The sequence below is a fragment of the Candidatus Methylacidiphilales bacterium genome (genome assembly GCA_028713655.1).
In the GTDB taxonomy this organism is placed as follows: Bacteria; Verrucomicrobiota; Verrucomicrobiia; order Methylacidiphilales; family JAAUTS01; genus JAQTNW01.
Genome location: JAQTNW010000052.1, coordinates 1 through 21,354 on the forward strand (window position 1 = coordinate 1; position 21,354 = coordinate 21,354).

General features: G+C 55.9%; 19 protein-coding genes and 1 tRNA gene. 6 read left to right on the plus strand and 14 right to left on the minus strand.

What is annotated here, in order from left to right; genetic code table 11:
• Positions 1-937: peptidylprolyl isomerase (locus PHD76_13480; protein ID MDD5262852.1), on the minus strand; the 937-nt coding region annotated here is incomplete at its 3' end.
• Between the two features lie 35 nt (positions 938-972).
• On the opposite strand from PHD76_13480, the gene PHD76_13485 reads away from it, so the two are divergent.
• Positions 973-1,743 (plus strand): hypothetical protein, encoded by a 771-nt coding sequence (locus PHD76_13485; GenBank protein ID MDD5262853.1) that lies wholly within the window; start codon positions 973-975, stop codon positions 1,741-1,743.
• Between the two features lie 89 nt (positions 1,744-1,832).
• Here the strand turns inward: PHD76_13485 and deoC are convergent, their stop codons facing one another.
• From deoC to PHD76_13505, 4 genes are all read right to left on the minus strand, one after another.
• Positions 1,833-2,495 carry a deoxyribose-phosphate aldolase gene (gene deoC, locus PHD76_13490; protein MDD5262854.1) on the minus strand — a complete coding sequence of 221 codons (663 nt, stop codon included), beginning with the start codon at positions 2,493-2,495 and terminating at the stop codon, positions 1,833-1,835.
• A gap of 12 nt (positions 2,496-2,507) precedes the next feature.
• The gene (locus PHD76_13495) at positions 2,508-3,572 is read right to left on the minus strand and encodes a hypothetical protein (GenBank protein ID MDD5262855.1); all 1,065 of its coding nucleotides are present in this window, start codon (positions 3,570-3,572) and stop codon (positions 2,508-2,510) included.
• Positions 3,573-3,707: 135 nt separating this feature from the next.
• Positions 3,708-3,780: transfer RNA gene (locus PHD76_13500), tRNA-Phe, on the minus strand.
• A gap of 79 nt (positions 3,781-3,859) precedes the next feature.
• On the minus strand, positions 3,860-5,164 hold the full coding sequence (locus PHD76_13505) for an ammonium transporter (GenBank protein MDD5262856.1): 1,305 nt from the start codon (positions 5,162-5,164) through the stop codon (positions 3,860-3,862).
• Positions 5,165-5,434: 270 nt separating this feature from the next.
• Here PHD76_13505 and trmB point away from each other — a divergent pair, with 270 nt between their 5' ends.
• Complete coding sequence (trmB, locus tag PHD76_13510; protein ID MDD5262857.1) at positions 5,435-6,034, plus strand: tRNA (guanosine(46)-N7)-methyltransferase TrmB; 600 nt, start codon at positions 5,435-5,437, stop codon at positions 6,032-6,034.
• Between the two features lie 188 nt (positions 6,035-6,222).
• Here trmB and PHD76_13515 read toward each other — a convergent pair whose 3' ends face one another.
• Positions 6,223-6,720 carry a hypothetical protein gene (locus PHD76_13515; protein ID MDD5262858.1) on the minus strand — a complete coding sequence of 166 codons (498 nt, stop codon included), beginning with the start codon at positions 6,718-6,720 and terminating at the stop codon, positions 6,223-6,225.
• Positions 6,721-6,828: 108 nt separating this feature from the next.
• Between PHD76_13515 and PHD76_13520 the strand changes: the two genes are divergently transcribed.
• Both PHD76_13520 and PHD76_13525 read left to right on the plus strand, forming a co-directional pair.
• Positions 6,829-7,470 (plus strand): hypothetical protein, encoded by a 642-nt coding sequence (locus PHD76_13520; protein MDD5262859.1) that lies wholly within the window; start codon positions 6,829-6,831, stop codon positions 7,468-7,470.
• Positions 7,471-7,733: 263 nt separating this feature from the next.
• Positions 7,734-8,105 (plus strand): hypothetical protein, encoded by a 372-nt coding sequence (locus tag PHD76_13525; GenBank protein MDD5262860.1) that lies wholly within the window; start codon positions 7,734-7,736, stop codon positions 8,103-8,105.
• Between the two features lie 281 nt (positions 8,106-8,386).
• Here the strand turns inward: PHD76_13525 and PHD76_13530 are convergent, their stop codons facing one another.
• From PHD76_13530 to PHD76_13545, 4 genes are all read right to left on the minus strand, one after another.
• A complete protein-coding gene (locus PHD76_13530; GenBank protein MDD5262861.1) occupies positions 8,387-8,851 on the minus strand; it encodes an FKBP-type peptidyl-prolyl cis-trans isomerase in 465 nt (154 codons plus the stop codon).
• Positions 8,852-9,125: 274 nt separating this feature from the next.
• Positions 9,126-11,297 carry a hydroxysqualene dehydroxylase HpnE gene (gene hpnE / locus PHD76_13535; GenBank protein MDD5262862.1) on the minus strand — a complete coding sequence of 724 codons (2,172 nt, stop codon included), beginning with the start codon at positions 11,295-11,297 and terminating at the stop codon, positions 9,126-9,128.
• Between the two features lie 3 nt (positions 11,298-11,300).
• Positions 11,301-12,194: a squalene synthase HpnC gene (gene hpnC, locus PHD76_13540; protein ID MDD5262863.1), complete on the minus strand. Its 894-nt coding sequence runs from the start codon at positions 12,192-12,194 to the stop codon at positions 11,301-11,303.
• A gap of 398 nt (positions 12,195-12,592) precedes the next feature.
• On the minus strand, positions 12,593-13,174 hold the full coding sequence (locus PHD76_13545; protein MDD5262864.1) for a peptidylprolyl isomerase: 582 nt from the start codon (positions 13,172-13,174) through the stop codon (positions 12,593-12,595).
• Between the two features lie 109 nt (positions 13,175-13,283).
• Between PHD76_13545 and PHD76_13550 the strand changes: the two genes are divergently transcribed.
• Complete coding sequence (locus tag PHD76_13550; GenBank protein MDD5262865.1) at positions 13,284-13,802, plus strand: DUF5069 domain-containing protein; 519 nt, start codon at positions 13,284-13,286, stop codon at positions 13,800-13,802.
• A gap of 11 nt (positions 13,803-13,813) precedes the next feature.
• Here PHD76_13550 and PHD76_13555 read toward each other — a convergent pair whose 3' ends face one another.
• The 3 genes from PHD76_13555 to PHD76_13565 form a co-directional block, all read right to left on the minus strand.
• Positions 13,814-15,550, minus strand: coding sequence for an NADPH-dependent assimilatory sulfite reductase hemoprotein subunit (locus PHD76_13555; protein ID MDD5262866.1), 1,737 nt, complete (start codon positions 15,548-15,550; stop codon positions 13,814-13,816).
• Positions 15,551-15,660: 110 nt separating this feature from the next.
• Positions 15,661-16,173 carry a hypothetical protein gene (locus PHD76_13560; protein MDD5262867.1) on the minus strand — a complete coding sequence of 171 codons (513 nt, stop codon included), beginning with the start codon at positions 16,171-16,173 and terminating at the stop codon, positions 15,661-15,663.
• A gap of 97 nt (positions 16,174-16,270) precedes the next feature.
• Positions 16,271-18,742, minus strand: a complete 2,472-nt coding sequence (locus tag PHD76_13565) for a U32 family peptidase (protein MDD5262868.1) — start codon at positions 18,740-18,742, stop codon at positions 16,271-16,273.
• Positions 18,743-18,830: 88 nt separating this feature from the next.
• Between PHD76_13565 and PHD76_13570 the strand changes: the two genes are divergently transcribed.
• Entirely contained in the window at positions 18,831-19,040 is a 210-nt protein-coding gene (locus PHD76_13570; GenBank protein MDD5262869.1) for a CopG family antitoxin, read from the plus strand.
• A gap of 351 nt (positions 19,041-19,391) precedes the next feature.
• Here PHD76_13570 and glmS read toward each other — a convergent pair whose 3' ends face one another.
• The gene (glmS, locus tag PHD76_13575) at positions 19,392-21,239 is read right to left on the minus strand and encodes a glutamine--fructose-6-phosphate transaminase (isomerizing) (protein ID MDD5262870.1); all 1,848 of its coding nucleotides are present in this window, start codon (positions 21,237-21,239) and stop codon (positions 19,392-19,394) included.
• Positions 21,240-21,354: the final 115 nt, after the last annotated feature.

Here is a 21,354-nt window from a genome sequence, read left to right on the forward strand (position 1 = left end):
GCGCCTTTCCCTTTGTGCTGTCGATGATGGATTCGTTACGGGTGAAGGCGGCGGTTGCTTTGACCTCCAAGGCTTGCTTCCGGACTTCTGCGCTGAAATCGGGTACGGGCTGTTTGGTGTCGTAGGCCTGGAAAAAGATATTGGCGAATTCATAGGCCTTCTGACCGAGTTTGCGCAGGGCTTCATCGCGTTCCGCGCCTTTAAGTTGGGATTGCTTCGGATCGAGGGGGAACTTCACGTATTCCACCACCCGTTTTTCAGGGTCGAGATAGGTGGCGGGGTTGGCGTCATAAAACGTTTTGATTTCCTGCGCGCTGGGTTTGAGGCTCTTGCGGATTTCAGATTCGGAAATTTCGACGTATTCAAGGCTGGCTTTGCCGTAGAGTTTTTCGCAGGTCTCCTCTATTTCAGCAGGCAGAACCACCGTGGTGTCGGACACCGCCTTGACCATGCGTTCAATGCTGAGTTCATCCCGGATGATTTCCGTGAAGCGCGCGTCATTGATGCCCTGGGGCGAGAGGAAATTGATTCTGAAATTATTCCGGCGCTCGTCGGAATACTGCCCCTTTTCCTGGAAAAACGGGTGTTGCAAAATGAAGTCGTACACCTGAGCGTCGCTGGTATTGATTCCCGCTTTGCGTGCGGCGGCGAGAATCAGCAGGCGACTCCAGGTTCGCTGGCGAAAGGCCTGATCCGCCTGGGCGGAACTCGGAGCCGGTCTTCCGGTTTGAAGCATGTAGATCAGACGGGTGGCGCGTTCGGCGTTGGCCAAATCCGCATAGCGGATGGTATGGCCGTCGATGACGGCAAGGCTGTCGTTTACGGAACCCCCGCCGTTGCGCGGCGTCCAGTTGCCGAAGAAGACGAACGAAATGCCGATTACGCCCAAAATGACGATGAGCAGGAATTTTAATTTTTGATTGAGAAAACTAAGCATGAGTGTGAGTATTTAAGGATTCAGGATTGATTTTTATGAAACCGATGAAGCTTTTCAAACCGCAACGTTTTTTTTATTTATGCATTTTGGCCGGTACTGTGATAGCGAGCCCTGCGCTTCAGGCGCAAGATAAAATCATCCTAAAACAAGGGGCCGCCGTCACGGGCGAAATTGACTCGATTACCCCAACGGGCAATATTTTGATCAAGACGGATCAGGGGTCCATTCCGTATCCCAAGGCCAATATCCAGAAGATTGAGCTGTCTGAGCGGCCGGATTACAAGGTCGGCCTGCAGGCAATCGACGATCAGGATTATCAAAAGGGCATCGAGAAGCTCAAGCCGTTGATTGACAAGTTCATCGGACTCGACGCCCCTTGGGTTGCGGATGGTGCGGGTTATCTGGCGGAAGCCTTGGCCAAGACAGGCAAGACGTTTGAAAGCGAACAGCTTTGCGACAAAATCATCGCCTCGTATTCAGGAGGCCAGTATCGCTTTAAGGGCATGATCGGCAAGGCAAACACTCTGATTATTCGCGACAAGGCGGACGATGCCCTAAAAATGCTGGACGAAGCCGAGCAGGCAATCGGCGTGAGTGCGGCGCCGGACGCCAAAATGATGTCCATTTTGAGCGACTTGAATTTTGTCAGAGCCCAGGCGTATCTGAAAAAGGGAGACAAGGCGGCTGCGTTGGAAAGTTTTCTGGTCGTTTCCACCATCTACTACAAGCCTGTCAAGCGGGCGCAGCAAGCCCAAGCCCAGGCCGATCAACTGCGCAAGGATAATCCGAACCTCGTGGTGAATTAAGCCTATCCCGTCTATCAAGAGGGGCAGAAAGGTCGCTGCGGCGGCCGCTTCGGGGTGTGTAACTATTTTCTTCTGGGTTGTCGCGTCGTTCAAACCGCGCCCTGTACAATGGCGATGCCAGACGAGGTCCCGAGACGGTTGGCGCCGGCTTCCACCAGCTTGAGGGCGGCGTCCCGGGTGCGGATACCGCCGGAAGCCTTCACACCCAGCGCGGCAGAAACACTTTTCCGCATGAGTTGCACGGCTTCCACAGTCGCTCCGCCCGATCCGAACCCGGTCGAGGTCTTCACAAACGCGGCTCCGGCGTTCTCGGTGGCCTTGCAAGCTTCCCGGATTTGCTCATCGTTGAGCAGGCAGGTTTCGAGGACCACTTTGACCGGATGTTGGCGGGACACCGAAACCACCTCGTGAATTTCGTGCTCGATAAAATTCCAGTGATTTTCCAAGGCGGCCCCGATGTTCATCACCATGTCGATCTCATCCGCCCCGGCGGCGAAAGCGATGGCCGCTTCATGGGCTTTGCTCTTGGGCAGGTTGGCCCCGAGCGGAAACCCGGCCACGGTGCAAATTTTTACGCCGCTGCCGGCCAGGAGCGGTTTCGCCGTCGAAATCCAATAGGGATTGATGCAAACCGAATAAAAGCCGAACTCCAGCGCCTCGTGGCAGAGTTTTTTTATTTGAGTGACTGTAACGTCAGGCTTGAGAAGCGTGTGGTCGATGAGGGAGGCTAGGGATTCGGTCGTGGTTTTCAAATGGTTCCCGGGTTAGAGTTTAAGGTCCGACTGCAGTTGAAAGTCTCCTGTGAATTTGGGCCGTTTTTCGACATTGTCGAGATAGTTGAAGAAGTCTTCGGAGGTTTCGAAGAGATGCCCTTTCTCGATGTAACTATCCGTGGTGAAGGGGGAAAAGCCTTTCGGGAAGATCATGTAGCGCGCTTTCATGTAATCGCGGGCATGGCCGAGTTCGTCCATCATCCCCGCGGACAGCGGTGGCCTCTCGGAATAGGGGTGGATGGCGACCACGGCATGGACTTTGCCGACGTACCAATGCAGGTCGCGATGGACGGTGTAGGCGTAGATGGCTTCCTTGTCCGCCTGGCTTTCCTTTTGATAGGTGGCGCCGATTTCAACCGTTTGGGGGTCGATCACCACCGCGTATTCGCGCAGGCGGCGGATGGTGCGGTTGACTTCCTCGCGCTTTTCGGGCGGCGCGTAAGTCATGGAATAGCTGGCATAGACGACCCAGGGGTCCGGTGTGGTGGCCAGTTTGAAGAGGCATTCCGGGGGATCACCAATGGCAATGACGTAATGCGGGATGCCCATGGCTTTGGCCCAATCCTCGGAAAGGCTGACTTCCTCGTGCATCCACGAGAGAATTTCATAGAGCGTGTGGTTGCGGTCACGGAGGGCTTTTAGGAACGGATCGGAGCCCGCGATGCCGTCGATCTTTTTCTTAATCATCCATTCCGCTTCGATCAGGGTGACAATCAGGTCGGGCTTGATGAAATCGCGGATGTAACGTTGGTCCTTGAATTTGCGGTTGATGCGGTTCCATTCGACCGTCGCGGGCACACGGATGATGACGTCCTCGTAGCCGTGCTTTTGGATTTCGTAGCCGATCTTTTCGTATTCGCGCTCGCGGGTGAGTTCGAAGACGTAATCAGTCGCCCCGAGCAGCCGTTCCAGGGGTTTGCGCCCGCCCTTGGTGAATTCATGGACGGCGTTGAAGGCGTGGATTTCGCGGTTGTTCCGCCGGCCGAGTTCGAGCACTTTTTCGATGTAGGCGGCATCATCCATGCCTGCAATCATGCCGGTGACGAGAACGCGCATAAGGTATTAATACAGGGGCTTCGGGGGCTAAAATCCAAACAAAAAATAACGGGCATGTTACAATAGGGTCCTGAATTTTCTTAAATCTGCGGGAATCTGAGTCATCTGCGGATAAATTCCAAGTGATCTAAAATGTGGCTGGAGCCGGGATCGAACCGGCGACACGCGGATTTTCAGTCCGCTGCTCTACCAACTGAGCTATCCAGCCCTTGAAAGCGAGGGGAAATTAAGCAATGGATTTCAGCGTTTGTAAAGCGCAGAACGCGGTAAATCGCAGCCTTTTCTCGTTACTCGCTGTAGGCGCTCTCGCCGTGTTGTGTGACGTCCAGCCCTGAGTATTCGTCCTCCCGGTTCACCCGCAGGCCGATGAGGGCATCCACAATCTTGAACAGGACCCAGGTGGCAATCCCTGCATAGGCAATGCTGAAAAACACGCCGATCGCCTGGTTGGCAAGTTGTTGTGTGCCACCCACGAGCGAGAGGCTGGCGCCTGCGGACATGTAGGTGGAAACGATGGGGGGATTGACGGCTCCATTGGCCAGCAAGCCGAGCAGCAACATGCCGATCGTGCTGCCGACTCCATGCACGCCGAAAACATCCAGCGCGTCGTCGTAATTAAAACGCGCTTTCAATTTCGTCACTGCGAAGTAGCAAACCGCCCCTCCCGCCAGACCGATGCAAAATGCCGCTGGGATCGAAACGAATCCCGAGGCGGGAGTGATCGTGGCCAGCCCGGCGACCATTCCGGAGGCTGCGCCGAGTACGCTGGGTTTGCCTTTGCGAGCCCATTCGACAAAGGACCAGCTCAAGGCGCCTGCTGCCGCTGAAAAATGAGTGGCGGCAAAGGCGCTTGTGGCGAGCGTGCCGGCGGTCAGCGCGCTGCCGGCATTGAATCCAAACCAGCCCACCCAGAGCAATCCCGTGCCAATCAGGGAAAGCACGACGTTGTGCGGCATCATGGGTTCCAGATTGTATCCGGCCCGTTTCCCGAGCATGATGGCGCAGACAAGCGCCGATACGCCCGAGCTGATGTGCACCACGGTACCGCCCGCGAAATCGAGCACCGGGACTTTTCCACCCAGGGCCCAGTTGAAATATCCGCCCTTGCCCCAGACCATGTGGCACAACGGAAAATAAACCAGCGTGACCCAGAGCATGATGAACACGACGTAGCCGCTGAATTTGATTCGTTCCGCCATGGCGCCGCTGATCAGGGCGGGGGTAATGATGGCAAACATCATTTGGAAAAGCATGAAAGTTTGCTGGGGCACGGTTCCGGCATAATCGGGATTGGGGTCTCCGCCGACGCCGTTTAGTAGAAAATGGGTGAAAGGATTTCCAATGAACGCATTGCCGGGTGAAAACGCCATGCTGTATCCGAAAATCATCCACAGGGTTGAAACAACGGCCATGAGAATCAGGCTGTGCATCATGGTGGAAAGCACGTTCTTGCTGCGCACAAGGCCGCCGTAAAAAAGAATCAATCCCGGCGCGGTCATCATCAGCACCAGCGCCGAACTCACAAGCATCCAGGCATTGTCACCCGTATTGATTTTCGAGGCGGTTTCGGCGCTGCCGGACTGCTGTTCCATCACGGCATATTGCTGTCCCGCCGGAATGGCATTCTCTGCATTAGCCTGAATTGTTCCCCAAAAAAGAAAGATTAGGGTCGCTGATAAAACAAAGGGCAAGGCTGGGAATCGGCAGGATGGGTTCATAGAGACGGATAATTGAGCAAGCGCAGTGATTCATGTCAATCGCTACTATTTTTGCGTCTTTCTCTGTGTTTTTGTGCTCTTTCGTGGCTAATAAAATTGTGCTTGGTTCAATTCTGCGTGAATCTGTGAAATCTGCGGATACAAATGAACGAACCCGAACCCATCCAGCCCTGGCTGCCCAACGAGGACATCGTCCGCACCTGGGATTGGCGGGAGATTTTCGGAAACGCGAACCCGGTGGAAATCGAATTGGGCGCCGGGGACGGCGGGTTTATTTTGGAATATGCGACCCGGAATCCGGAACGGAATTTTCTCGCCATCGAGCGATTGAAGGGGCGCGCCTCGAAGATCGCCAAGCGCACGGTGCAGCGTGGTTTGAAAAACTTAAAAACCCTGCGCCTGCAATCGGAATATGTCATCTCCCGGATGTGCCCGCCGGAAAGCGTGTCGGTGATTCACATCATGTTTCCGGATCCCTGGCCCAAGCGCCGCCACCACAAGCATCGCTTGATCCAGCCGGAATTTTTGGAATCGGCCCGGCTGGCCCTGGTGCCCGGGGGTGTCATTCGTTTCACAACCGATCACGCGGAATATTTCACCTGGGCACAGGGAGTCCTGCGCCGTTGTCCGGGTTGGGAAGACCTGGGCGCCTGGGATTCAGGCGGAGATCCCAAGAGCGACTTTGAACGGCAGTTTGAAAACGAGGGACGGGAGTTTCACCGCTCACAGTGGAGGAAAGCCTAGCATTTTAACGCAAAGAATCCGCCGAAGGACGGATTCGTCCCGTGTGCGAACATACGACGCCGAGGCGCAAAGAGGGCATCTGGAATTAAGATTAGGAGTAAGAGTTGGAGATGGAGTTTGAGTGGTAGTTGAAGTTTTAAACGAACTTCGCGATCTTCCTGTAAAAAATATGCTGTTTTTCCCCGGGGTTAAAGCCCGTGTTCCTGCCAGAAATCTTCTTCCTCGCTCGTCATATTAGGAATCCAGAATCCGATCTTGTTCTTGTGCCGGTTTTGGATCCATTCCCTATAAAAGCCGAAAACTTCACCGGTCAAAACCATGAACGAAAAAGCGCCGGGATTTACGAGCAGGTGATGGCAGCCGTGGGCCTCAAACTGCCTGGCGTATTCGATGGCGTCCGCCGGACGGATGGAAATCAGGCCCAGCGCTTCGTGCGGCTTGCGCTCGCCACGTTCTGCGCTGAAGTCGTCCGCCTTGTCCGGGTTTGAAAAAAGCAGCAGGGAAACGGTGCCGTCCAGTTCGACAAAAGCCGGGCGCGGATTTTCCTGGTCGCCCCGGTTGATGAAATGCCATTCACTGAGCGCAAACAGCCCGCCCAGGAGCAGATCGAGCTGGCGTTCCGGGGTGCAATCACGCTCCCGCGCCTTGCGCACGAGCAGATCAAAACGGTCGGGGAGACGGGACATGGGTGGGATGGTGGGATTGTTGGATGGTCTAATGGTCGTATAGTGCGATGGTCGGACGGTGTTTGAATGAGCTTGCGCAGTTGCGAAAGCTCATCAAGCTCAACTTCCATGTTTGAATTTTCACTGTTTGGATTTCCGGTTCGCATCCGCCCGTGGTTCTGGCTGAGTTGTTTCATTCTTGGCGGTGGGCTTAGTATGAGGGGTGCCGCAGCAGACTGGATTCCGGTGCTTGAATGGATCCTGGTGGTTTTGGTTTCGATCCTGATCCACGAACTCGGCCATGCGCTGTTGGGGAGAAGGTTTGGCGGGCATGCGGTGATTGAACTGCACGCCTTCGGCGGGACCACTTTTTTGCAGGGACAACTTTATACTCGGCCCCAGAACATTGTTGTGAGTCTGGCCGGACCCGCGTTCAGCATTGGATTGGCCGTGATATCGTTTCTGGCATGGAATTATTCACCCCCGATTTCGCCTGTGCTGGATGAAATATTTAAAACCAGCCTTTATGTGAATACCTGGTGGACCGTGTTCAATTTGCTGCCGGTGATGCCGATGGATGGCGGGCAGGTGATGCGCGACCTCCTGGGGCCTTCCCGATTCCGGATTGCCTGCTGGATCGGGGCCGCCACGGCGATTGCTGCCGGGTGTTTCATGGCGGTGTCGGGAAATTATTTTGCGGCGGTGATGCTGGGCTTTTTTGCGTGGTTCAATTACAAGGGCACCGTCCACTCCGGCGGCGTGAGCCGGTAAACACGGATTTAAGAACACATTTTTAACGCAGAGGGCATAAGACGCCGAGACGCAAAAGGCACAGCACGTTTTTACAGGAAGATCTCAAAGTTCGTTTAAAACTTTGCGACCGTGGAGTCCTTGGTTCGCACGCTGGACGAATCCGTCCTTTGGCGGACGCGAGACTTGTTTTGGTTGTCTTCTTGCCAGTTTCACAGCCCATCGGGTAACATGATGCCGTGAATTTGATTAAACAATACACCGGTTAGGTGCCGCTGATTCAAATGCTCACAAACGAACCCATCAGGCCTGTTGCGCACGATCTGGATCGTCGCTGGCTTTTTGATGACTATTTCGACTTGATCGTGTGGTATGAGTCGGAAGAACAGATTCATGGATTTCAGCTCTGTTACGACAAGATCGGGTGCCAACGTGCGCTTACATGGACGCGCAAGCAAGGCTTCCGACACGCGGCAATTGACTCAGGCGACTCCAAGCCAACCGCAAATCGAACGCCAATTCTTGTCGCAGATGGAATATTTCCCGTTGAGGAGGTCAGAAACGAGTTTATTGCCCGGAGCAAACTTCTTCCGTTACAGATTCGTGAATTGATTCTGGCGCGGATCAAGGAATATGAAAGTTGCCAGCACCGCTGACCTGGCTGCCGCGATTTTTCAAGGCCGTTGGAGATGTGGCCGAGGGGAACGGGAAAGGATATCTCTGCAAAATAGGTTGTCGGCCCTGTGAAATATTCGCCACAACCCCGTTTGAGGTTGATTTTTTTTGTGGGCATTGAAACCCAGGGTAACTCGTCCCTCGCAACCATGGGCTTTGGGTCGGAACGCCTTTGGCGTTCAAGTATCCAAGCATTCAAACATCTGCGTTTATCCGCGGAAATCTGCGGATAAAAATGCTTTTTGCGGAGATGGCGTTCAGACTATTGGATCGAGATCAATTCGACCTTGAAGATCAGGCATTCGTTGGGTCCGATTGCGCCGGGAGCGCCTTGGGGACCGTAGGCCAGTTTGCTCGGAATGTAGAAAAGATACGTGGCGCCCGTCTTCATCAACTGCACGCCCTCGGTCCAGCCGGGGATGACGCGGTTCAGCGGGAACGTGGCAGGCTGGCCGCGTTTGTAGGAACTGTCAAATACGGTTCCGTTGAGCAGCTTGCCTTCGTAATTGACCGTGACGGTGTCGGTCGCAGCGGGGGATTTTCCGGCGCCTTCCTTCACGACTTCATATTGCAGGCCGCTTTTGGTGACCTTGACGCCTGCGCGCGCCTTGTTTTCGTCGAGGAAGCGGGCTTCCTTCGCGATGTTTTCCGCTCCGCTGTCTGTTTGTGTAAATGCCATGGGGCTGAAAGTAAGAAGTAACGCCAGTGATGCAAGAATGAATTTCATATCGGAATGTTTACCGGCTGGATTTCGAAATGGCAATCCTATCCTCTGCATTTCCAGGAGCGCGGGCATCCTGCCCGCACCGCTGCGCATCTTGCGCAGTGGATGGGTTTTATGGCTCGCTTCGGAGTATGGGATGATTTCCGAACGGAAAGCAATGTCGCAGGCGGGACGCCTGCGACTGCGGGCAAGATGCCCGCGCTCCCGGGGATCAAAGACAGTATCAAGCGGTTACGAATATTTCCCCTCTGTGTTCCTGGCCTTATCGCAGACCGGGCTAATCAATCGCAACTGCGGCGCGGTGGCCGCTGAGCGCCGCGCCTTCCAGGGTCGCGGGCAATTCCGTATGGGTCCAATCCCCGGCAAGATACAGATTGTCCCAATCGGTTTTCGGGCCGGGCCGGAACGCATCCACTCCGGGACGGGCGGCAAAGGTGGCGTCGCGGGATTTGTAGGTGACTTGGTGCAGGATTTTGCCGCCGCGCGTGCCGGGGAAATGGCGGTTGATTTCGCTCCAGACCTTTTCAATCAACCCGCGGCTGTCCAGTTGCATCAGGTCGTACGCGGCGCTGATGACGATTGCAGAAAGATAACCCGACTGCCCCTCCGCCGTGGCTTTCCCGCGATTGAAGATCCATTGCACAGGTGAGTCGAGCAGGCCGACATAGGCATCGCTTGTGATCGGACAATCGCTCAGCAAATGAATGGAGATGATCGGCGCCGATTCGATTTGTTTGAGATTTTGGACGAGGGGCGCGTTCTCCGGCAGCAACGCGCGCAGGGCGGTCCAGGGCAGGGCGCTAACATAACAATCGGCGCTGACGGCGGCGCCATCGGTGGTGGTAAAGCCCGAGACATGGTTGCCGTCAAAATGAATTTCACGGACGCCGCGGCCCAGATTGATTTTGGAACCGGTTGCGGCGAGAAAGCGTTCCGCCTCCGGGCTCAATAATTCGCTCAGGCCGACTTTGCTGAGATAGATGCTGGAGTCGTGTTTTGAGGCGCAGAGCGAGAGCCGGACGGTGTTGTGGAATAATGTGGCGCTTGCGTGCGAGACGGGTTCGTTGAGGGCGGCGATGCAAAACGGCCCCCAAAGGCAGCGTATGGCATTCGGGGTCTGCCCCATTTTTTTGAGCCACCCCGCCACGGTTTCATTCGCGGTGGGGCTTGCGCCGAGGCGGATCATGGCTCCGAGCCGGAGGATGGCGAAGCGGTCCTTCCAGGACAGCTCCTTGAAGCCCAGCAGGGCGGAAACCAGATGCAGCGGCGCGGGCAGGGGCGAGGCTTTTAAAATCGATCTGTTACCATCAGCGGAAAGATAGGGAACTTCGATCCCGTCCTGCAATGCGAGCTTGCCGGTAACGCCCAGCATTTCAAACAGCGCGAGGCAGTCGCGGTAGCAGCCCATGAAAATGTGCTGGCCGTTGTCGAGCGTGAGGCCTGTGTGGGCGTCCACGAAGCTATGGGCCCGACCGCCGGTGTAGGCCTTGGCTTCAAAAACTTCCACCTGATGACCCTGCCGTGCCAGGTGCAGGGCAGCGCTCATTCCGGCAAACCCGGCGCCCCAGACCGCAATTTTGCGCGGTGGCTTCAGCTTTTTTCGGTTGATGAAGGCTCCCTCGTTGCGGGCTTTCGAAGCGGCAGCCAGTTTTTCCAGTTTGTTCAGGCGGACTGGTTTTTGAAGGATCTGATATTTGCGGCGACGGATTTTTTGGAGCAGCCGGTAATAGACCTCAGTCATGAGTTCCGCCGCGATGAAGCCGGGCCGGTCCTCGGCCGGCAAAAGGCGGGCGGCTTTTTGAAAATAATGCTCGGCTCGGAAAGCCTGGCGCCGGAGCAACCGTTCGCGGCCTTCGTGCGGGGCGGTGGAAAACAAATCAGCCTCGCTGACGCCGAAGGCCCTCAGTTCGTCCTGGGGCAGATAGATCCGGCCATATTGATCGTAATCATAGCGCACGTCGCGGAGAATGTTGGTCAGTTGAAACGCCATGCCGAGCGCGACGGCATATTCCTTGGCCTGCGGCTGTGTGTAACCGAAGATTTCGATGGAAACGAGACCGACGGCGGAGGCGACACGGTAGCAGTAGAGCGACATCTCCTGGAAATTTTCATAGCGCGTCTTGCCGACGTCCATTTCCACGCCATCCAGCAGGTCATAGAACGGCTGGTTTGGGATTTGATAGCGAAGGATGATTTCCTTCAACTCGAAGCCCAGTTCGGAATCCGGCGCGCCTTCGCGGCAGTTGCGCACTTCATCGCGCCAAAATTGGATCTCGCGGCGTTTTTCCTCGTCGGACTTTTGTTTGTCATCAACGATGTCATCCACGATCCTGCAGAACGCGTAAAAGGAGGACATGGCCCGGCTCTTTTCCGGGGGCAGGGAAATAAAGGAGAGCGCCAGGTTGGACCTGCTGCTGCGCGTAATTTTCTGGCCGATGGTCGTGGACATTGTCTAACGCTTTATTAAAGACAGTGGAACGAGATAAAGGGCGTCGGCAATCGTGAGCTTGGGGCGGCGCGACAGGGTGTCGTAGTTCTGGCGCCGGATTTTTTTCAAGATCGTGGCGCCGCCGAGCCAGGTCAGGCGGATTTCCCAGGAAAGTTTCCGGCCCAGCGCGCGGGGCAGGGGCTCGCCTTCGTCAAAAATCGATTGGGTGCGGTCCACCTGGAACTTGATGCAATCGCGGAATCCGGGCGTGGCCTTGCCCTCAAAGAGATCTTCCTCGCTGACGCCAAAGCGTTGGCGGTCGTCGGCGGGAATGTAAATCCGGTCCTTGCCGAGATCGACCGACACATCCTGCCAGAAATTGGCGAGTTGCAGTGCGGTGCAAATGGCGTCGGACCACTTGTGCAATTGCGGTTCGCGGTAGCCGTGGAGCAAAAGTACAAGCCGCCCGATGGGGTTGGCGCTGCGGCGGCAGTAGTCTTTTACCTCGTCGAAATTTTCGTAGCGCCGTTTGACGATGTCCTGTTCAAAGGCCGAGAGCAGGTCGTAAAAAAGGGAATGGGGCAGGTCGAACTGCGCGGCGGTTTCGCGCAAGGGCAGAAAGATCCAGGCATACGGGCTTTCGGGGCTGGAGCCGGAGAGCCATTCCCGGAGTTCGTCGCGGTAGCGGCAGAGCTGGGCGAGGCGTTCCTCCTGGCTGAGGATGCCGCCTTCGGGCCTGGGTTTGCGGGGGTCGGCGTAGCCTTCGTCGGCGATGTCGTCGGCCACGCGCGCAAAGGCGTACACGGCATGCACATGCGGGCGCAGCTTGGCTGAAACCAGGCGGCCGACGGGGAAATTTTCGTAATGTGTACGGGCCAACTCGGTACAGGCGGCATAGGCTTGGGCGGAGTCGGTCATGATGTTCCGAAAATATTAGCCACAGGGCCGGGATTGTCCACCGTGAAGCGGTTTTTAAACCGCGGAAGTATCCGCAGATTGACGCAGATAAAAACAGGATCTCACACGAAGACGCGAAGGCACGAAGCAGGACAAAATATATTCTTAGGATTTGGACAAGCTGTATTTATCCCCCTGAGAAAGGGGAAGACAAGGGGGTTTGTTTTTTGACGCCAAAAGCATGAACCCATTTCTCACGCAAAGACGCGGAGCCGCAGAGAAAATGTGTTAGTACGCCCTTTCAGGGCTTGGGAATTTTTATTATTTGGATTCCTGAGGCGATGCCCCAGGCTGATATAGCCCGCGCCTTCGGTGCTTCTCTGAGCAACTTAAATGAGAATTATGGAATGAGAGGCGTCTTATTTGACCTGGGAGGCCGGCACTATCTCAATGCTTTTGACTTCAATGCGTTTGACAGGGCGGCTGCGCTCGCCCGTGGGGCTGGCGGTGACCTGGGTGTCGCCGATTTTCAGCAGGACGTCCTCGCCTTTGATCAGCTTCCCGAAGGCGGTGTAGAGGCCGTCGAGGGAAGGAGCGGCATCCAGGCAGATGAAAAACTGGGAACCGGCGGAATCCGGATTGTCGGATTCGCGCGCCATGGAGAGAACGCCGCGGACGTGGCTTTTATTGTTGAATTCCGCCTTGATTTTATGGCCGGGGCCGCCCGTGCCCCAAATGGCGGCCTTGGATTCGTCCTTCGTGTTCGGGTCACCCCCCTGGATCATGAATCCCTTGATGATCCGGTGAAAGGCTGTCTTGTTGTAAAAGCCGGAGCCGGCGAGTTTTTTGAAATTTTCGACTGTATTGGGGGCAACGTCGGGCCAGAATTCCGCAACCATATCGCCCTCGCTTGTTTTAATGACCGCTACTTCGTTGGACATGGCGGGCAGAGTGGAAGAACCAAGGGCGATTGACAACGCAATTATAAGGAGGTGTTTCATTTTATTGGAATTGGTGCTATCAGGATTAGGGTGAAGATCAAGACCAAGGCGATGAAAATTGTCAAAAACCCGGGCGGAACAACAAATCCCGCCCCAAACGGAAGGTTATATGGATCACTACCATTGGACGGTTGAATTCGAAAAATTATTCAATAAGGCGGTTTCCCTCTACAGATCGGGCAAACGCGGCGCCGAAACGTATTTTGGCCCGTTGGACTTGGAGTTTCTTGCCTCGATCGGCTGTACAGCCCAGGAACTGTACGATTTTGCCGAAGACTGGGTCAACCATGGCGAGCCGCATTTTGGCACGACTTTGCTGATCGCGGCTGCGCGGCGGGATTATTTTCTTTATGAGATGGATGGCAAACCGAGTGGCAAGACCGTGGAGACATCCAGCCTGCCGACCAAAACCGACAAAGTCGATGGCATCGAATGGCTGCCTCGCATCCTGCAAAAGGCGCGTTTGAAACTCCGCGGCGAAATGGACAAGGACCTGATGTTTGGCTGTGGCGGGGACCGCAATTTTTTGAAAGCCCATGACATTGCTCCGGCGGACTTTCTCCGCTTTGTCTGGTCTGCGGGAGCGGATGACCGGAAAGTCATCGAGTTTGTGAAAAGCCGGAAATAAATTACGAATTTTTATCCTTGGGCCTCGACTTTTTGCCCGGCCAACCGCGCGGCGCGTTCGGCCAATTCCACATGGAACTGGTCGGCAGACGGGGTTTCTCCGTTGATCTGGGTCCGGTGCCAGTAGTCCGAGAATTTCTCGGATGGGGTCCTGTTTTTGACGAAATTTTCCAGAATCGGCCGGACTTTGGAGGGGATTTCCTCCTGGGCGACGACTTTTTCCTGCAGACCGGCGAGGTGATCGCCGCGGTGGGAGCCGCCGACATAAAAGGCGTATTTTCCAGGCGCGCGCCCGACGAAAGAAAAGTCGGCATTGTAGGGCCGGGAACAGCCGTTCGGGCAGCCGCTCATGCGGAACAGGATAGGCTCCTGTTGCAGGCCCAATTCCCGGAGGATTTTGTCGATGCCGTCCATGATTTGGGGGAACACGCGTTCGCTTTCGGCGAGCGCGAGGCCGCAGGTGGGTAGCGCCACGCAGGCGTGCGACATCAGCAGGGCCTTGCTCATGGATTCGATCTCGGGAACATGAAATTCCCGGAGAATGGCGTCGATTCCGGCCTTGTCCTTCGCTTCAAGGTCGCAGAGGTAAAGATTGCAGTTTGGCGTGATGTGAAGGCGCGGCTTGAATGTTTCGCAGATTTTGCGAAGGGCCTTGCGGATGCCGTTTTCCGGCGTGTCCTTGATGCGGCCTTCGGCTATCCAGATGCCGCGAAACCATTTTCCGTCGCCCTGTTCGCGCCAGCCTAACAAGTCTTCGACGCTGTCAAAATGTTCGATCCTGGGCTTTTCAACCGCCGCCTTCAGCCGCGATTCCACTTCCTTGCGGAACCACTCGATGCCCTTGCTGTTGACCAGGTATTTGAGGCGGGCTTGCTTCCGGTCGTCGCGGCGTCCGTGGTCGCGCTGGGTGGTGACCACGGCGGCGCATGCGTCGATGACATGCTCCCGCTTGACGTAAAAAAGCGGTTGGGCCAGGAAAGGCCGGGTCAGGGTCTGGCCGTGCGACATGCCGAAACCGCCGCCGACATACAACGTGTATCCTTCCACCTCGCCCTTGGGAAAATGGGGGATCAGCGCGATATCCTGGCTGAGGAAGTCAATGTCGTTGTAGGGCGGAATGGCAATGCCGATCTTGAATTTTCTCGGCAGGTAATGGCGGCCGTAGATCGGTTCCTCGACGTCTTCTTTCCCGTCCTCCAATTTTTTGCCATCCAGCCAGATTTCGCTGTAGGCGGTGCTTTTCGGAAAAAAGGCGCGCGAGATTTCCTCGGACAATTTTTGAGCATCGCGGAAGACCGGGTTGGAAAAGGGGATGGCCGTGGACATGGTGTTGCGCACGACGTCGCCGCAGGCGCCCCAGGTTGTGAGCCCGCTTTTGTTGATGCGTTGGATGACGGCTTTGAGGTTGCCGATCAGGATGCCGTAGAGCTGGATGCCCTGTCGGGTGGTGAGGCGCAGGGTGCCGTTGGCCAGTTCATCCGCCATGCGGTCATGCACCAGATATTGTTCGGAACTGAGTTCCCCGCCCGGAATTTTGCTGCGCACCATGAACTGCCAGGCTTTGTCCAAACCGGCCCTTTTGCGTTCCACGCGCAGGTCCCGGTCGTCTTCCTGATACGAGCCGTGAAGCTTGATGAGCTGGGCTTCCTCCTCTTCAAAATGAGTGACGCCGGATTGTAGGGTTTCGGCAAGCTTCCCCCGGAGGGAATGGCTTTGTTCCTTGATTTCTTCAACGCTTTTTGTGGCCATGTTTTTATTCAGTTAATGCCTGACTTGCCGACGCTAGATACACGGGGGATTCAATACCAGACAAAATCTATAGAGTTATTGTAGAATAAGATTTTTAGGATGCAAATAAATTAACGGTATAACGTGGCCTCCAACAGGCGCGCCGCTTCCAGATAGCCTTCATGCATGACACTCGCTCTGGAGGCGGCCATGAAAATGGCTTCCACGGCGCTTACGCGGGTGTCGGGGCCCAGCAACTGAGCCGCGGCAATGGCGACTGCGTGTTCCTTGCCCGTGGACGCTTTTTTGTGAAAATTTTTCCCGGTTTCCTCTCCGAGCACGCCATAGACGAGATCATAATAGGCGGGATCGACGGGTACCCGTGCCATTTCCAGCAGGGCAAAGCCGCGGTACACACTGGACACATGGGCCACATGAATGGACCTTTGGTTGGCATGGAGGTGGGCAATGTAATCGGCGAGCGATATGCCGCGATGCCGGGCGGCCTCGATGATTTCGTCAGCGACATAGACGGCCTTGCGGGTTTTTTTGATCATGGTGATGGGATAAAATCGGGTTCGTTTGACATCAAATTCGGCCAGCAAGGAGCGGGAGGAATAGTCCAGCATCGACTCGACGGGCATGGTTGGAAAAATAAGCAGTTTGCCGGGAAAACGACAGAGAGAAATTTATGAAAGTGGAGGCGGATCGGAATGCGGGTCAGCGTCTTATTTGACAGGATCATTGCAATACCGTCAGCGTTCCGCTGGTGACGCCAAGCTGACCCTGGGCCTTGAGCTGCCGGGCCAGGGTCTGGGCATCGAGTTTCCTGGCGATAAATAACTGATAATCTCCGATGGTCTTGCGCGTTTGCGCGGAGTCTTCGTTGAGAAATTCGATCCGAAAATGCCGCAGCCCCGTTTCCACAAACGAATCGTAAAACGCCGCGCCGGTCTGGGCTTTTTGGTGGAACACGGTGTTCCGGCAACCGACGTCGGCCTTGACCGGATGTTCGGCGCCCACGCGGTCGCGCAGGCGGATCTGATGATGGTCGCATGGCCTGCCGCAATTGGTGTGGTCCGTTCCGTTGGAAAGGAATGCGGCAAAGACGCAGTGCTCCATGTGAAACATGGGCATGTGCTGGTGCAGGACCAGTTCAAACCAGCCTGCGGGAGCCTGACGCAGCAGTGATAGCACCTGGTCGGCATTGAGGTCGTAGGAAATCGTCAGGCGCTCGAAGCCTTCCTTCATGAGGACTTCGGCAGTAAGGGGATTGGCGACGTTGAGTGAAAAATCGCCGATTTTTTGCAGCGTAGTGTTTTGGAAATAGGAAAGGGCGCCGAGGTTTCGGATGAGAATGCCGTCGGGCTTCATGCCTTCAATCAATTTGAAAAAACCTTCCTCCCCGGCCTTTTGAATGCGCGGCGTTGCGAGGAAAATGGCGGTTTCGGGCGAGCCGCTTTCACGGACCAGCGCCACAGCTTCGCGGTAGCGGCGGATGTCCTCGAAGTCGGCATAGACGTGCCGGATACCGCACTGGAGGGAGGATTGGATCTGCTCCAATGAACGGCATAAAGTTGAAAGTTGTGGCTCGCCGTTGACCGGTTTGATGCTGACTGCGATTTCTTTCAGGATCTGCTGAAGCCGTGGCTTTATGGCTGCTTGTTCCGGTGAAGCAATTTGTCCGCTGCGATTTTTATCCAACTCCGCCACGACCTGCCGCCGCAGCCGGTTGAGTTCGCTCACCGGCAGAATCAAGCCGTCATCCAGACGGATGGTTAACGTTTCAAGATGATAGGCTGTTCCACCGAGCCGTCCGAATTGTTCCCTTAACTTTTCAGGGGTGAGGGGCTGTTTGAGGGCGGCTTGCAACGGGATGCCGGATTCAACGCTTGTCGCGATATCGCCGCAGCGGGCGGTGACACGCATCGCATCGCCCGACTTTCCGCTGATTTCGAAATCAACCGGCAGCGTGGCTGGAGGCGGGTCTTGCTGGAAACTTTTACGCAGCTCGCGCTCCAGTTTGGGGTCGCTGGTTTTCCAGATCCGATGGCCGGGTTTTAATTGTGAAAAATCGATTTTGTCATGCTCGAAATACAGCCTCGCGCCGTGAATCTGATAAATCCGGCCGCCCTGTTCCTGCCCGGTATCGCCCCCGGTATCAAACACAATGCCGTCGCCCGGCTTGAGCTCTGTTTGAAAATCCAGTTCCACAAAATCAGGGCCGATTTGTTTCAAGTAACCGGCCAACGGCCCGCGTTTTTTTCCGAACCGGGCGTGGACGAGCTGTTGGTGGTTCACGCTGTTCAGCCAGCCGGAATAAAGGCCCCGGGAAAAAGTCATTTCCAGTTTGTAACGATCCTCGGTCGAGGGAGCTCCGGCCTGATTCTGCGGTTTGTGTGCCAGGCAGGCATCGATGGCCTTGCGATAGACCTGCGTGACGGCGGCCACATATTCCGGCGCTTTCAGGCGGCCTTCAATCTTGAAACTTGCGATGCCGAGCTCGATCAAGCGCGGGATTTCATCGACCGCCGCGAGGTCCTGCGGCGAGAGCAGGTAGCGCTTGTCACCGAGGTCGCGCAGGATGTCATCGACGACAAGTTGATAGGGCAGGCGGCAGGCCTGGGCGCATTCGCCGCGGTTGGCGCTGCGCTGGCCCAGGGCTTCGCTTGTCAGGCATTGGCCCGAATACGCGACACAGAGGGCGCCATGAACGAAGACTTCCAACGGCAGGACCGGATCTTTTTGGATTTTTTCCAGCTCGCGGAGGCTGAGCTCGCGAGCCAGGACGGCCCGCTCGACACCCAGCTTTTTTGCAAAGCGCAGGCCTTCGGCCGAGGTGAGTGTCATCTGGGTCGAGGCGTGGATTTTGAATCCGGGTACGGTTTCATGGGCGAGTCGCACAAGGCCCAGGTCCTGGACGATGGCGGCATCGACTCCGCAACGGTGAAGATGAATCAGGTACTGCTCGGCGTCCGTCAGTTCGTCGGTAAAGACCAGGGTGTTGAGCGTGACGAAGGCTTTGACATTGCGCTCGTGGAGATAACGCACGAGTTCCGGCAGGTCTTCCCCGGTAAAGTTATCGGCGCGCAGCCTGGCATTGAAACGCGGCAGGCCGAAATACACCGCATCGGCTCCGTTGGCGACGGCGGCACGCGCGCAGTCCCAGTTTCCAGCCGGGGCGAGCAGTTCAGGTTTGTTGAGGTGGGGCACGTTGTACTATTCCCCAAGAGCAGGGGCGGCGCAAGGCTCCAAGGAAAGCATTTTACATTTAATGTAAAATGCAATATGGGAGTTATTTATGAGAAAAGAATACGACTTCACGGATTCAGTCCGGAATCCCTACGCAAAACATTTCAGAAAGCCTGTGACCCTTCGTCTGGGCACGGATGTCATTGAGTATTTCAAGTCGCAAGCCCGGGAAACGGGCATTCCCTATCAAAACCTGGTCAACCTCTATCTTCGGGATTGCGCGCATTCGGGAAAGAAACTTTCCCTAAAATTGGCGTAATCAGGCTGAGAATGGAGCGGATGAGTGTGTAGAGCGGGCGTCCACGCCTGCGAGTTGAGGCATCGTCCCGATGCCGGAAAGCAGGATGCGAACACATAGATCGCCGCATCGTCACGATACCCGCCACAAGCAGCGTGGTGGTGGCTCCTCTAATGAACAAATTGGGGACAAGATGCTGAAATGCAGAATGCCATAAAAAAACATTTTGACCATAAAGCGACATGGAGTGCGGTGGAAAGCCGGAGGCGCGACACCGCTTTGTATTGCCGGTGAAAAACCACTCCGACATTCGTCACGAGTAAAAAGCGCCGTCGCCGCTACGCTCTGCCGGCGCACTCCATAATCCGTCCACTATTCCACCGTGACGGATTTGGCGAGGTTCCGGGGTTTGTCCACGTCGCGGCCTAGGGCAACGGCGGTGTAGTAGGACAGAAGCTGGAGCGGAATGATATTCAAAATAGGCTGCAACATTTCCAGGGTTTGAGGCGCGGTGATGACTTCGTCGGCATTATTGAAAATTTCCTGGTCGCCCTCCGTGGCGATGGCGATGACCGGCCCGCTGCGCGCCTTGATCTCCTGGATGCTGTTCATGTTTTTGTCGTAGAGGCTGTCGTGCGGGGTGATGACAACGGAAGGCGTGTTTTTATCAATGAGGGCGATTACACCGTGTTTGAGCTCAGCGGAGGGATAGCCTTCGGCGTGGATGTAGGAAATTTCCTTCATCTTGAGCGCGCCCTCGAGCGCGATGGGGAAGTTGAATTGCCGCCCGAAGAAAAGCATGCTCCGCGAGTCGGCGTATTTTTCGGCGATTTTCTGGATGGCATCGCTTTGATGCAGGATGGAGTTGATCTGGGTGGGCAGTTTTTCCAGCGCATCGATGATCTCGCGCCCGTTGGAAGCCGAAAGAAAGCGGACGCGGCTCAGAGCCAGGCTGATCAGGGCGAAAATGGTGACCTGGGAGACAAACGATTTGGTGGCGGCCACGCCGATTTCCGGGCCGGCGTGCATGTACACACCGCCGTCCGATTCGCGCGCGATGGTGCTTCCGACGTTGTTGCAAATCCCGAGCACTTTGTGGCCCTTGCGCTGGGCTTCGCGCATGGCCCCGAGCGTGTCGGCGGTTTCACCGGACTGGCTGACCACGAAAAACAGGGTATTGCGTTCCAACGGAGTGTTACGGTAACGGAACTCACTGGAGAAATCCGTTTCCACCGGCAGATGCGCGGTGGTTTCGATCATGTGTTCGCCAACCATGCCCGCATGCAGGGCCGTGCCGCAACCGAGAATGATGATGCGGTTGATGTCGCGCAATTGTTCATTGTTCAGGTTCAGGCCGCCCAGGCGGGAAGAACCGTCGTCCTTGTCGAGGCGCCCGCGGATGGCGTTCTCGATGGCGGTGGGCTGCTCGAAGATTTCCTTGAGCATGAAATGCGGAAAGTCGCCTTTTTCGGCGGATTCCGGTTTCAGGTCGAGCTGCTTGATTTCATAGGAAACCTCGCGCTCGCCGAGGGTCAGGATTTCAAAATGATTGGGCCGCAGTGTGACGACATCGAAATCCTTGAGGTAAACAACCTTTTGGGTATAGGGCAGCAGCGCGGTGGCGTCACTGGAGAGGAACTGCTCATGATCGCCGAGCCCAAGGACGAGGGGGCTGCCCCGGCGCGCGCCGATGATAAAGTCGGGATAATCCTGGTGGATGACGGCCACGCCGTAGGTGCCTTCAACTTCGCTGAGTGCTTTTTTGACGGCATCCAACAGGCGATCTTCATGTTGAAGCCGGCTGCTTTGGTAATGCTCGCCGATCAAATGGGCGAGCACCTCGGTGTCGGTGGCGGAGGAGAACGTATGCCCCTTGGCGATGAGGCTTCTTTTGAGGGACTGGTAATTTTCAACCACGCCATTATGGACCAGGGCGATTTTCCCGGACTGGTCCAGGTGGGGATGGGCGTTGACGTCGTTGGGCTCGCCGTGGGTGGCCCATCGGGTATGGCTGATGCCGGAGGTGGATTCGCAGGGGTCCTTGGCGACGAGTTTGGCGACTTCCGAGATGCGCCCGGCTTTTTTTTGGATTTTGAGCTGGCCCTTGCAATGGGACGCCAGTCCTGCGGAATCGTATCCGCGATATTCCAAACGGCGCAAAGCATCCAGCAAAATAGGCTGGGCATCGCGACCCCCGACATAGGCAATAATTCCACACATAAAGCTCTTGTTCTACCCGCGTCTTTTCTATAACGTCAATGTAATCTCACCTATGCCCAAAAATTACCCTGATCTTGGCCGTGTCATCGGCGTCATTTTGGGCGGCGGCGCGGGC

Coding starts and splice junctions, on each gene's coding strand:
- PHD76_13485 (MDD5262853.1), top strand. CDS start 973: ATGAAACCGATGAAGCTTTTCAAACCGCAACGTTTTTTTTATTTATGC.
- PHD76_13495 (MDD5262855.1), bottom strand. CDS start 3,572: ATGCGCGTTCTCGTCACCGGCATGATTGCAGGCATGGATGATGCCGCC.
- PHD76_13505 (MDD5262856.1), bottom strand. CDS start 5,164: ATGGAACAGCAGTCCGGCAGCGCCGAAACCGCCTCGAAAATCAATACG.
- trmB (MDD5262857.1), top strand. CDS start 5,435: ATGAACGAACCCGAACCCATCCAGCCCTGGCTGCCCAACGAGGACATC.
- PHD76_13515 (MDD5262858.1), bottom strand. CDS start 6,720: ATGTCCCGTCTCCCCGACCGTTTTGATCTGCTCGTGCGCAAGGCGCGG.
- PHD76_13520 (MDD5262859.1), top strand. CDS start 6,829: ATGTTTGAATTTTCACTGTTTGGATTTCCGGTTCGCATCCGCCCGTGG.
- PHD76_13525 (MDD5262860.1), top strand. CDS start 7,734: ATGCTCACAAACGAACCCATCAGGCCTGTTGCGCACGATCTGGATCGT.
- PHD76_13530 (MDD5262861.1), bottom strand. CDS start 8,851: ATGAAATTCATTCTTGCATCACTGGCGTTACTTCTTACTTTCAGCCCC.
- hpnE (MDD5262862.1), bottom strand. CDS start 11,297: ATGTCCACGACCATCGGCCAGAAAATTACGCGCAGCAGCAGGTCCAAC.
- hpnC (MDD5262863.1), bottom strand. CDS start 12,194: ATGACCGACTCCGCCCAAGCCTATGCCGCCTGTACCGAGTTGGCCCGT.
- PHD76_13545 (MDD5262864.1), bottom strand. CDS start 13,174: ATGAAACACCTCCTTATAATTGCGTTGTCAATCGCCCTTGGTTCTTCC.
- PHD76_13550 (MDD5262865.1), top strand. CDS start 13,284: ATGGATCACTACCATTGGACGGTTGAATTCGAAAAATTATTCAATAAG.
- PHD76_13555 (MDD5262866.1), bottom strand. CDS start 15,550: ATGGCCACAAAAAGCGTTGAAGAAATCAAGGAACAAAGCCATTCCCTC.
- PHD76_13560 (MDD5262867.1), bottom strand. CDS start 16,173: ATGCCCGTCGAGTCGATGCTGGACTATTCCTCCCGCTCCTTGCTGGCC.
- PHD76_13570 (MDD5262869.1), top strand. CDS start 18,831: ATGAGAAAAGAATACGACTTCACGGATTCAGTCCGGAATCCCTACGCA.
- glmS (MDD5262870.1), bottom strand. CDS start 21,239: ATGTGTGGAATTATTGCCTATGTCGGGGGTCGCGATGCCCAGCCTATT.